The 12273-nt window shown below is 54.0% G+C and carries 10 protein-coding genes; 2 read left to right on the top strand and 8 right to left on the bottom strand.

Annotation, left to right across the window (positions count from 1 at the left end; all coding sequences use genetic code 11):
• Nucleotides 1-63: 63 nt before the first annotated feature.
• The 4 genes from fbaA to tkt all read right to left on the bottom strand — a co-directional run bounded on the left by fbaA (nucleotide 64) and on the right by tkt (nucleotide 5924).
• Entirely contained in the window at nucleotides 64-1143 is a 1080-nt protein-coding gene (fbaA, locus tag OVA10_RS06315; RefSeq protein WP_100779014.1) for a class II fructose-bisphosphate aldolase, read from the bottom strand.
• Nucleotides 1144-1235: 92 nt separating this feature from the next.
• Nucleotides 1236-2399 carry a phosphoglycerate kinase gene (gene pgk / locus OVA10_RS06310; protein WP_100779013.1) on the bottom strand — a complete coding sequence of 388 codons (1164 nt, stop codon included), beginning with the start codon at nucleotides 2397-2399 and terminating at the stop codon, nucleotides 1236-1238.
• A gap of 49 nt (nucleotides 2400-2448) precedes the next feature.
• Nucleotides 2449-3468, bottom strand: a complete 1020-nt coding sequence (gene epd, locus OVA10_RS06305; protein WP_102104708.1) for an erythrose-4-phosphate dehydrogenase — start codon at nucleotides 3466-3468, stop codon at nucleotides 2449-2451.
• 464 nt (nucleotides 3469-3932) lie between these two features.
• Complete coding sequence (gene tkt, locus OVA10_RS06300) at nucleotides 3933-5924, bottom strand: transketolase (RefSeq protein WP_102104709.1); 1992 nt, start codon at nucleotides 5922-5924, stop codon at nucleotides 3933-3935.
• A 271-nt stretch (nucleotides 5925-6195) separates the two neighbouring features.
• Between tkt and OVA10_RS06295 the strand changes: the two genes are divergently transcribed.
• A complete protein-coding gene (locus tag OVA10_RS06295; protein ID WP_100779010.1) occupies nucleotides 6196-6954 on the top strand; it encodes a M48 family metallopeptidase in 759 nt (252 codons plus the stop codon).
• Nucleotides 6955-7061: 107 nt separating this feature from the next.
• On the opposite strand, the gene speB is transcribed toward OVA10_RS06295, so the two are convergent.
• The 4 genes from speB to OVA10_RS26050 form a co-directional block, all read right to left on the bottom strand.
• Nucleotides 7062-7982 (bottom strand): agmatinase, encoded by a 921-nt coding sequence (gene speB / locus OVA10_RS06290; protein WP_002434404.1) that lies wholly within the window; start codon nucleotides 7980-7982, stop codon nucleotides 7062-7064.
• Between the two features lie 185 nt (nucleotides 7983-8167).
• Nucleotides 8168-10144, bottom strand: coding sequence for a biosynthetic arginine decarboxylase (gene speA / locus OVA10_RS06285; RefSeq protein ID WP_100779009.1), 1977 nt, complete (start codon nucleotides 10142-10144; stop codon nucleotides 8168-8170).
• 8 nt (nucleotides 10145-10152) lie between these two features.
• Nucleotides 10153-10284: an acid stress response protein YqgB gene (gene yqgB / locus OVA10_RS06280; RefSeq protein WP_129035190.1), complete on the bottom strand. Its 132-nt coding sequence runs from the start codon at nucleotides 10282-10284 to the stop codon at nucleotides 10153-10155.
• Between the two features lie 87 nt (nucleotides 10285-10371).
• The gene (locus OVA10_RS26050; protein ID WP_442787092.1) at nucleotides 10372-10524 is read right to left on the bottom strand and encodes a hypothetical protein; all 153 of its coding nucleotides are present in this window, start codon (nucleotides 10522-10524) and stop codon (nucleotides 10372-10374) included.
• Nucleotides 10525-10947: 423 nt separating this feature from the next.
• Between OVA10_RS26050 and metK the strand changes: the two genes are divergently transcribed.
• Entirely contained in the window at nucleotides 10948-12099 is a 1152-nt protein-coding gene (gene metK, locus OVA10_RS06275; RefSeq protein WP_102104710.1) for a methionine adenosyltransferase, read from the top strand.
• Nucleotides 12100-12273 lie beyond the last annotated feature (174 nt).

Genomic DNA, 12273 nt, shown 5'->3' with positions numbered 1-12273 from the left:
TTGAAAAGGCATAAAAAAAGGCCCGCAAATGCGGACCTTTTTAACGCTTTTCAGCAACTCAAATTACAGAACGTCAACCGCGTTCAGTTCTTTGAATGCCTGCTCCAGACGGGTAATCATAGAAGTCTGGGCAGCACGCAGCCATACGCGTGGATCGTAGTATTTCTTGTTCGGCTGGTCTTCGCCTTTCGGGTTGCCCAGCTGGCCTTGCAGGTAAGCTTCGTTGGTTTTGTAGTACTGCAGGATGCCGTCCCAGGTTGCCCATTGGGTATCGGTATCGATGTTCATTTTCACTACACCGTAGCTTACGGAGTCTTTGATTTCCTGAGCAGAAGAACCGGAACCGCCGTGGAAGACGAAGTTCAGGCTGTTGTGCGGCAGGTTGTGTTTCTTAGAAACATATTCCTGAGAATCGCGCAGGATAGTTGGAGTCAGAACCACGTTACCTGGCTTGTAAACGCCGTGTACGTTACCGAAAGATGCCGCGATGGTGAAACGTGGGCTGATTTTGCTCAGCTCGGTGTACGCGTAATCAACATCTTCTGGCTGGGTGTACAGTGCAGAAGCGTCCATGTGGCTGTTGTCCACGCCGTCTTCTTCACCGCCGGTGCAACCCAGTTCGATTTCCAGGGTCATGCCCATTTTGGACATGCGCGCCAGGTATTTGGAGCAGATTTCGATGTTTTCGTGCAGTGACTCTTCAGACAGGTCGATCATGTGAGAAGAGAACAGTGGCTTACCGGTCGCTGCGAAGTGTTTTTCACCCGCGTCCAGCAGACCGTCGATCCATGGCAGCAGTTTCTTCGCGCAGTGGTCGGTGTGCAGGATAACTGGAACACCGTAGTGCTCAGCCATCTGGTGTACGTGGTGCGCACCAGAGATAGCGCCCAGGATTGCTGCGCCCTGAGGAACATCAGTTTTAACGCCTTTACCCGCGATGAACGCTGCGCCGCCGTTAGAGAACTGTACGATAACCGGAGCTTTAACTTTTGCAGCGGTTTCCAGTACGGCGTTAATGGAGTCGGTACCCACGCAGTTAACTGCCGGCAGAGCAAAGTTGTTTTCTTTTGCTACCTGGAACACTTTCTGAACGTCATCACCAGTGATCACGCCAGGTTTTACGAAATCAAAAATTTTAGACATGTTACGTAGTCCTGTATCTTCGGCCGTTAGAAAAGGTGCGAGCTCTAAAAAGCACGCTGAAATTTGGGCAGGTTTCCCTGCCCATGAATGGCTTACTTCTTAGCGCGCTCTTCGAGCATTGCTACTGCTGGCAGAACTTTGCCTTCCACGAATTCGAGGAATGCGCCGCCACCAGTGGAGATGTAGGAAATTTTGTCGGAAATACCGAACAGGTCGATTGCCGCCAGAGTGTCGCCGCCGCCTGCGATGGAGAACGCTTCGCTGTCTGCGATTGCGTTAGCCACGATTTCAGTCCCTTTACGGAAGTTAGGGAATTCGAACACGCCAACCGGGCCATTCCACAGAATGGTTTTCGCGTTTTTCAGGATGTCAGCCAGTTTCTGTGCAGACACGTCGCCCAGGTCCAAAATCTGCTCTTCATCTTTGATGTCGTTAACAGACTTCAGCGTCGCGGTCGCCGTTTCAGAGAACTCGGTTGCTACGCGCACGTCAGTTGGGACAGGGATATCGCAAGTGGTCAGAAGGCGTTTAGCTTCGTCAACCAGGTCTGCTTCATACAGGGATTTACCCACGTTGTGACCTTGAGCGGCAACGAAGGTATTCGCGATACCACCACCAACTATCAGCTGGTCAGCGATTTTAGACAGGGAATCCAGAACGGTCAGTTTGGTAGACACTTTAGAACCACCAACGATAGCAACCATTGGACGTGCGGGTTCTTTCAGTGCTTTACCCAGTGCTTCCAGTTCGTCAGCCAGCAGTGGACCTGCGCAAGCTACGTCTGCGAATTTACCGATACCGTGGGTAGAAGCCTGAGCACGGTGAGCCGTACCGAATGCATCCATCACGAAGACGTCGCACAGTGCAGCGTATTTTTTGGACAGTGCTTCGTCGTCTTTCTTCTCGCCTTTGTTAAAGCGAACGTTTTCCAGAACAACCAGTTCACCTGCAGCCACTTCAACGCCGTCCAGGTAGTCTTTAACCAGACGTACCGGGCTGGACAGTTTGTCTTTCAGGTAATTAACAACCGGCAGCAGAGAGAATTCTTCGTTGTACTCGCCTTCGGTCGGACGACCCAGGTGAGAGGTTACCATCACTTTCGCACCCTGTTTCAGTGCCAGTTCGATGGTTGGCAGAGAAGCACGAATACGCGCATCGCTGGTCACTTTGCCATCTTTAACAGGTACGTTCAGATCGGCACGGATGAAAACGCGTTTACCTGCCAGATCCAGATCGGTCATCTTAATTACAGACATGGTGAATCCTCTCGTTGATTCTTAAAGTTTTGCATGCGCACTTTGCGCCCTACCTGAAACCTTGTGCGGCCATGGCTAACGTGGTGTCGAGCATCCTGTTAGCAAAGCCCCATTCATTATCGCACCACACCAGCGTTTTGATGAGGTGAGCACCGCTGACCCGCGTCTGTGTACCATCGACAATGGCACTGTGCGGATCGTGGTTAAAATCTACTGAGACCAACGGTAATTCCGTATAGTCAACTATACCATGAAATGCACCCTGTGCCGCTTTTTGCAGCAACAGGTTGACTTCACTGGCTTTTACCGGTTTTTTAACCGTGACACTGAGGTCAATCGCGGTGACATTTATGGTCGGCACGCGAACCGCAATGGCTTCAAAACGGTCGTTAAACTGCGGAAAAATTCGGGTAATTCCGGCCGCCAGTTTCGTATCCACCGGAATGATTGACTGGCTCGCTGCACGCGTGCGGCGTAAGTCCGGGTGATACGCGTCGATAACCTGCTGATCGTGCATGGCGGAGTGAATCGTGGTTACTGTGCCCGATTCGATGCCATACGCATCGTCTAGCAGTTTGATGACCGGAATAATGCAGTTTGTGGTGCAGGAGGCATTAGAGACAATACGGTGTTCGGCTTGCAGCTCGAGATGGTTCACGCCGTAGACGACGGTTGCATCGAGATCGTGACCACCGGGATGGGAAAACAGGACTTTCTTCGCGCCTGCTGCCAGATGCGCCTCGCCGTGTTCGCGATTGCCGTACACGCCGGTACAATCCAGCACCACATCCACACCCAATTCACGCCACGGCAGCGCGTCAATACTGCGCTCATGCAGGACGCGAATCACATCATCGCCGACGAACAGTTGCTCTCTTTCCTGGCGTACATCCCAGGCAAAGCGCCCATGGCTGGTATCGTATTTCAACAAATGCGCCATACCCGCCGCGTCTGCCAGTTCATTGACAGCCACTACGGTGATTTCCGCCCGACGTCCTGATTCATATAATGCACGAACCACGTTACGTCCGATGCGACCAAAGCCATTAATCGCTACGCGTACGGTCATAGGTCTCCTGCAAGGCTATCCCTGAGATTGAGGTGGCTGAAAGAGTAATCCAGCTACGCTCAGAGGGGAATCCTTGCCTGTCACAAACTGCGACTGATTGGTCAATTGTCGAACATTTAATCGACTGAAACGCTTCAGCAAGAATAAGCGAAACGGGGAATAAAAGGAACGTTCGCCCGGAGGGATTCGCCATTTATCTGACTTGCGTCACATTTCTTCAGCCATTTACCGCGGAATTATTCCACTCCGGCGCAAACATATTCGCCCTGGTCGTCATCCGTGGCGTCAGGTCCACTGTGCGACTATCGCAAAGTACAGGCGCCACGTTTGGACCCTCAGTGCGCAAATTAACGGCTACTCTCTTCCTTCGGCAGTTTTTCCCCATAAAAAAACCAGGCGGTATTGCTACCCACCTGGTTTTTTATAGGGTCCGGCAAGACTCTCGCCGCCGGGCGTTTACGCGATTACAGCAGTTCTTTCGCTTTCGCGACTACGTTCTCAACGGTGAAGCCAAACTCTTCGAACAGCAGTTCTGCTGGTGCAGATTCGCCGAAGGTGGTCATACCGACGATGGCGCCGTTCAGGCCCACGTATTTGAACCAGTAGTCAGCGATACCGGCTTCCACAGCCACGCGCGCAGAAACGGCTTTCGGCAGTACGGATTCACGGTAAGCCGCATCCTGTTTGTCGAACGCGTCGGTAGACGGCATGGAGACCACGCGCGCTTTCACGCCTTCGGCAGACAGTTGATCCCACGCAGCTACCGCCAGCTCAACTTCAGAACCGGTTGCGATAATAATCAGCTGTGGCTGACCTGCGCAGTCTTTCAGCACATAACCACCGCGAGCGATGTTAGCCAGCTGCTCTTCGGTACGATCCTGCTGTGCCAGGTTCTGACGAGAGAGAATCAGCGCGGTTGGACCGTCCTGACGCTCAACGCCATATTTCCACGCTACCGCAGACTCAACCTGGTCACATGGACGCCATGTGGACATGTTCGGGGTCACGCGCAGAGAAGCCACCTGCTCAACCGGCTGGTGAGTCGGGCCATCTTCGCCCAGACCGATAGAGTCATGGGTATAGACCATTACCTGACGCTGTTTCATCAGCGCAGCCATACGCACGGCATTACGCGCATATTCTACGAACATCAGGAAGGTAGAGGTGTACGGCAGGAAACCACCGTGCAGAGAGATACCGTTCGCAATGGCGGTCATACCGAATTCACGCACACCGTAATGGATGTAGTTACCGGCGGTATCTTCGTTGATCGCTTTAGAACCAGACCAGATCGTCAGGTTAGACGGTGCCAGGTCAGCAGAGCCGCCGAGGAATTCTGGCAGCAGTGGACCGAAAGCTTCGATCGCATTCTGAGACGCTTTACGGCTGGCAATTTTAGCCGGGTTAGCTTGCAGCTTGGCGATGATCTCTTTCGCTTTCGCGTCGAAATCTTCCGGCATGTCACCTTTCATACGACGGGTGAATTCTGCCGCTTCCTGCGGGAAGGCTTTTGCGTAAGCTGCGAATTTCTCATTCCAGACGGACTCTTTCGCCTGGCCTGCTTCTTTGGCATCCCACTGAGCGTAAATCTCAGACGGAATTTCAAATGGCGCGTATTTCCAGCCCAGCTGTTCGCGGGTCAGTGCAATTTCTGCGTCGCCCAGCGGTGCGCCGTGGGAATCGTGAGTACCCGCTTTGTTTGGAGAACCGAAACCGATGATGGTTTTGCACATCAGCAGGGATGGTTTGTCAGTCACGGCACGCGCTTCTTCTACTGCACGTTTAATCGCGTCTGCATCGTGGCCGTCAACGCCACGCACAACGTGCCAGCCGTAGGCTTCGAAACGTTTTGCGGTGTCGTCAGTGAACCAGCCTTCAACGTGACCATCAATGGAGATGCCGTTGTCATCGTAGAACGCAACCAGTTTACCCAGTTTCAGAGTACCGGCCAGGGAGCACACTTCGTGAGAAATGCCTTCCATCATGCAGCCGTCGCCCATGAAAGCGTAGGTGAAGTGATCAACGATATCGTGACCTGGACGGTTGAACTGCGCCGCCAGCGTTTTCTCTGCAATCGCCATACCGACCGCATTCGCAATACCCTGACCCAGTGGACCGGTTGTGGTCTCAACGCCCGCGGTATAACCCACTTCCGGGTGACCTGGGGTTTTGGAGTGCAGCTGACGGAAGTTCTTCAGCTCTTCGATTGGCAGCGCATAACCCGTGAGGTGCAGCAGGCTGTAGATCAGCATAGAGCCGTGGCCGTTGGACAGCACGAAGCGGTCGCGGTCAGCCCAAGATGGGTTCTGCGGGTTATGGTTCAGGAAATCACGCCACAGGACTTCGGCAATGTCAGCCATACCCATAGGGGCACCCGGGTGACCGGATTTGGCTTTCTGTACTGCGTCCATGCTCAGCGCACGAATAGCATTAGCAAGCTCTTTACGTGAGGACATTTTAACTCCAGATCGGACTGTTAAAGGCCGCGCCCTTGACGACAGCGCGTTTTGGGCTATGCCAGAAAAAAGTGCCAACAATGTAACCCAAGCGACAAAGCATGTACATGGAGCATTCTTTTGCCCTTTAAGAAATCTCTGGATCACGCTCGCATGTTGCGCAATCTACTCGCCCGGGGCTCCAGATATTCCTTATACTTAGCGCGACTGCGGCTTCGCTGCCGGAGCATTTTTCAGACTTTTTTCAGTTAACGAGTACGGAAGCAACATCATGAAAATGCGTGCAATAGTGCTGGCCCTGGGTACGACGCTCCTGCTGAGCGGTTGTCAGAATATGGATTCAAACGGTCTGATGAGCTCTGGCGCAGAAGCCTTCCAGGCTTATTCCCTGAGCGATGCGCAGGTCGTCGCGCTGAGCGACCAGGCGTGTAAAGAGATGGACGGAAAAGCAACCATCGCACCGGCCAGTAGCACTTACGCGCAGCGTCTGAACAAGATTGCCGCCGCGCTGGGCGATAACATCAATGGCCAGGCAGTGAATTACAAAGTCTATATGGCAAAAGACGTGAATGCGTTTGCGATGGCGAACGGCTGTATCCGCGTTTACAGCGGGCTGATGGACATGATGACGGATAACGAAGTCGAAGCGGTGATCGGCCATGAAATGGGCCACGTCGCACTCGGCCACGTGAAGAAAGGTATGCAGGTGGCGCTCGGCACCAATGCCGTGCGTGCGGCAGCTGCCTCTGCAGGCGGTATCGTTGGCAGTCTGTCCCAATCCCAGCTGGGCGATGTGGGCGAAAAACTGGTTAACTCCCAGTTTTCCCAACGTCAGGAGTCAGAAGCGGATGACTACTCCTACGATCTGTTGCGCAAACGCGGAATCAATCCGTCAGGCTTAGCCACCAGCTTTGAGAAACTGGCAAAACTGGAAGAAGGCCGTCAAAGCTCAATGTTTGACGATCACCCGGCGTCCGCAGAGCGTGCGCAGCATATCCGCGATCGCATGGCGGCAGACGGGATCAAATAATCCCCTTCAGAAAAGCCAGTAACGACACGGGCAGCGCACCGTCACCCGGGAGTACGTGAGGGTGACGGGCACTGCCCGGTTTCAAAATGGCGAGTCAAACAGCCCGATTACTCGCCTTTTTTGGCTGCCTGAATGTACAGCATTTCCAGCGCCAGTGTTGCAGCGGCCAGAGCCGTGATTTCAGACTGATCGTACGCTGGCGCCACTTCTACCACGTCCATCCCCACGATATTCAGGTCTTTCAGACCGCGAACCAGTTTGATCGCACGGTCAGACGTCAGGCCGCCAATGACCGGCGTACCGGTGCCCGGTGCAAACGCGGGGTCCAGGCAGTCGATATCAAAGGTCAGGTAGACAGGCATGTCGCCGACAATCTGCTTCACCTGCGCGATGATGTCGTCCACGCCGCGATCGTTCACCTGGCAGGCGTCCAGCACGGTGAAGCCGTTGTCTTTGTCGAATTCAGTACGGATACCGATCTGCACAGAGTGATTTGGATCGATCAGGCCTTCGTTCGGCGCGGTGTAGAACATGGTGCCATGGTCAAACTCGCAGCCGTTCGCGTAGGTGTCCGTGTGGGCATCGAAATGCACCAGCGCCATTTTACCGAAATGTTTCGCGTGCGCGCGCAGCAGCGGCAGCGTCACAAAGTGGTCACCGCCGAAGGAGAGCATGCGCTTACCGGCAGCCAGCAGTTTTTCTGCGTGCGCCTGCAGTTTTTCGCTCATTTCACGTGCGTCGCCGAAGGCATACACCAGATCGCCGCAGTCGACGACGTTCAGGCGCTCACGCATATCGAAGTTCCACGGGAAACGGTTGTGCTCCCAGGCCAGGTTGGTCGAGACCTGACGAATGGCCGCCGGACCGTGACGGCCACCGGCACGACCGGAGGTTGCCATATCAAACGGAACGCCGGTGATTACCCAGTCAGCGTCGCTGTCGTACGGCTGGAAGTTCATCGGAAGACGTAAAAAACCAAACGCGTTAGATACCAGAGAGTTGTCGTACTGATGACCTAAAGTGCTCATGTCCTGACCTCATGTAGAGTCGATGCATTAAAAATAGATGAAAAAAAATCCCCTCCGCGTCGTTAAACCCGACGAGGAAGGGATTGATTCGGAAACTGCATGTTGGTGCGAATTATCGCCGTTAATTCGTACAGGTTCAAGTATCCCGTAGGCCCGGTAAGCGCAGCGCCACCGGGCATTAACGGTTACTCGTCTTCCAGATAGGTGTACCCGTACAGACCCGCTTCAAACTCTTCCAGGAACTGCTGCTGCAGCGCAGCGTCCAGATCGGTGTTTTTCACCTGATCGCGGAACTGAGTCAGCAGTTTTTTCGGATCCAGCTGCACGTACTCCAGCATGTCCGCCACGGTGTCGCCCTCGTCGGAAAGCTCCACTTCCACGTTGCCGTCAGGGAAGACAAACACGTCAACCGCTTCGGTATCACCGAACAGGTTGTGCATGTTGCCTAAAATTTCCTGATACGCACCGACCATAAAGAAGCCCAGCATTGGCGGGTTCTCAGGATCGTACTCCGGCATTGGCATGGTGGTGGCAATCCCGTCGCCGTCCACGTAGTGATCGATAGCGCCGTCGGAATCACAGGTGATATCCAGCAGCACTGCGCGACGTTCCGGCGCATGATTCAGCCCTTCCAGCGGCAGTACCGGGAACAGCTGATCGATACCCCAGGCATCTGGCATCGACTGGAACAGCGAGAAGTTGACGTAAATCTTATCCGCCATACGTTCCTGCAGTTCGTCGATAATCGGACGGTGCGCACGGTTGCTCGGGTCGAGCTGTTTCTGCACTTCGTGGCACATATTCAGATACAGCTGCTCTGCCCACGCGCGTTCCTGCAGGCTAAAGGTGCCTGATGAATAGCCGACGTGAATGTCATGCAGATCCATCTGGCTGTCGTGCAGCCATTCACGCAGAGAGCGACGGGTGCCCGGCTCATGCATCTCCTGCCAGGTTTCCCACATGTTTTGCAGAGCACGCGGCGCATCGTCCTGCGGTGGTGTCGCTTCCGTATTCTCGCTGCGTTCAACACCGATGATATTGGAAACCAGCACCGTATGGTGCGCGGTTACCGCACGGCCAGACTCGGTGATCACCGTTGGATGCGGCAAACCGTTCTCTTCACAGGCATCACCAATCGCCCAGATAATGTTGTTCGCGTACTCGTTCAGACCGTAGTTCACGGAGCAGTCAGACTGCGAGCGCGTTCCTTCGTAGTCCACACCCAGACCGCCGCCGACATCGAAGCACTCAATGTTGACGCCAAGCTTATGCAGCTCGACATAGAAGCGAGCCGATTCACGTACGCCCGTGGCGATATCGCGAATATTGGCCATCTGCGAACCGAGGTGGAAGTGCAGAAGCTGGATACTGTCCAGGCGACCGCGTTCGCGCAGCATTTCCACCAGCTGCAGAACCTGACCCGCCGCCAGACCGAATTTGGATTTTTCGCCGCCGGAGGACTGCCATTTACCGGAGCCTTGCGAAGCCAGACGCGCACGCACGCCCAGGCGCGGCACCACGTTCAGACGCTCGGCCTCTTCCAGCACAATCGCGATTTCCGTCATCTTCTCGATAACCAGATAGACCTTGTGGCCCATCTTCTCGCCAATCAGCGCCAGACGAATGTATTCACGGTCTTTATAACCGTTACAGACGATCACCGAGCGCGTCATACCGGCGTGCGCCAGTACCGCCATCAGTTCCGCTTTAGAACCGGCTTCCAGACCCAGTGGTTCACCGGAATGGATCAGCGATTCAATAACACGACGATGCTGGTTTACCTTGATTGGATAGACCAGGAAGTAGTCGCCCTTGTATCCATAGGACTCACGCGCGCGCTTGAACGCCGCATTAATGGAGCGCAAACGGTGTTGCAGGATCTGCGGGAAGCAGAACAGTGCAGGCAGACGTTGCCCTTGCGCTTCGCGCGCTTTCACCAGTTTGGCGAGATCCACGCGAGCTTCCGGTACGTCAGGATCAGGGCAAACGCTGATATGGCCCAGTTCGTTGACGTCGTAGTAGTTATTACCCCACCAGGCAATATTGTATGTGCGCAGCATCTTGCTGGCCTCTTCGGAGCTCATCGCAACCTCCTGCATAGAACGTAGTACACCCTGTCCGCCCGCTGACGAAGGCGAAACCGAAGACATGTCGTCAGACATAGCGAACCTCAACTCTTTGTATTAAGTGTAAAACAGTTGACTACTATCGCAGTGTCACACCGCGATAACAACCCATAAACGGCCCCGCATTCCAGCAGAGTGTGCTGAAATTCAGACCGTGCGACCGGTTTCTTATTCATATCATTGTAAAACACGTAACCGAACTCTGTATGACAAGGTTCGGCGAAACCACGAGATAACTCCTGAATTAACAAGAGCGCCCTTGTTCAGTTTTCACAAAGCGGATGGCCGGCCCTGGAATCCTGAGAAGCACCGAAATGGGTATAACATCGGCAGGTTTGCAGATTAGAAATGCGAGTTGCGGGAAACAGATGCACGCCAGAACAGCGTAACTGAGTTAGCGGAAAACGAGAGTTCATTATCGGGTATCACCTCCACGGCCGCCTTCAGAAGACGAACCTCAAGCCAAAGCTAAGTGTTCACTGCTCAACCCGGCTGGAAGTGGCGACACGATGAAATCATCGAGCGCTTTTTTGTATGAGCCGCGCGCCGCGTTTTATACCCACATCACTCCCAAAATGCAAAGTATAAATGCGCGCCTTGCCAGCCCCGTCAGGAAAAATTTCCACCTGCGTTTTCAGCACAGTGAGACCTTAGTCAAAAAAAACTGGAAATCGGGCGAAGAAGTGACCTAAAATAGCCGTCCAGATGTTAATCCATCTATACTGATTAACACTCAGACTGCCGGTGTCATTTACCTGCCGGTCTTGGTAGAATCGTCTTCTACGGCCATTCCGCACAGCAGTTTGAGCTTACCAAATTATCCTTAGGTGAAATAAAACATGGCAAAACACCTGTTTACGTCCGAGTCTGTATCAGAAGGGCATCCTGATAAAATCGCTGACCAAATCTCCGATGCAGTGCTGGATGCGATCCTGGAGCAGGATCCTAAAGCGCGCGTGGCGTGCGAAACCTATGTCAAAACGGGTATGGTTCTGGTAGGTGGTGAGATCACCACCAGTGCATGGGTTGATATCGAAGAGATCACCCGTAACACCGTGCGTGAAATCGGCTACGTGCATTCTGATATGGGCTTTGATGCCAACTCTTGCGCCGTATTAAGCGCAATTGGCAAACAGTCCCCGGACATCAATCAGGGCGTCGATCGTACCGATCCGCTTGAGCAAGGTGCTGGCGACCAGGGCCTGATGTTTGGCTACGCGACCAACGAAACCGACGTGCTGATGCCTGCCCCCATCACTTACGCGCACCGTCTGGTGCAGCGTCAGGCTGAAGTGCGTAAAAACGGCGCGCTGCCGTGGCTGCGTCCGGATGCTAAAAGCCAGATCACTTTCCAGTATGACGACGGCAAAATCGTCGGTATCGACGCGGTCGTACTGTCGACTCAGCACTCCGAAGACGTTTCGCTGAAAACGCTGCAGGAAGCGGTCATGGAAGAGATCATCAAGCCGGTTCTGCCTGCAGAATGGCTGAATGCCTCCACCAAGTACCACATCAACCCAACGGGCCGTTTTGTTATCGGTGGCCCAATGGGCGACTGCGGTCTGACCGGTCGTAAGATTATCGTTGATACCTACGGCGGCATGGCTCGTCACGGTGGCGGTGCGTTCTCCGGTAAAGATCCGTCTAAAGTTGACCGTTCTGCTGCGTACGCTGCACGTTATGTGGCGAAAAACATCGTGGCTGCGGGCCTGGCAGATCGTTGTGAAATTCAGGTTTCCTACGCAATCGGCGTGGCAGAACCTACCTCCATCATGGTTGAAACGTTCGGTACCGAGAAGATCTCTACCGAACAGCTGACCCTGCTGGTGCGCGAGTTCTTCGACCTGCGTCCATACGGCCTGATTCAGATGCTGGATCTGCTGCACCCAATCTACAAAGAAACCGCTGCATACGGTCACTTTGGTCGCGAACATTTCCCATGGGAAAAAACCGACAAAGCCGCCCTGCTGCGTGACGCTGCCGGTCTGTAATTAGCGACTGATAGCGTTCTTAAAGGCCAGCCTCGCGCTGGCCTTTTGCATTTCTGCTGCCGGGATTTTGCCCGCCCGCGCTTCACTTTTGTGAGCTACATTTCTTTAACGCCCTGCACGCGTGAGATATCGCCGCCACCCGGCAAACGACTCCTACTGAAACCGCTTACACCG

It is taken from the genome of Lelliottia sp. SL45, assembly GCF_026672535.1.
GTDB classification, from domain to species: domain Bacteria; phylum Pseudomonadota; class Gammaproteobacteria; order Enterobacterales; family Enterobacteriaceae; genus Enterobacter; species Enterobacter nimipressuralis.
This window is presented reverse-complemented; position numbering and strand designations above follow the sequence as displayed.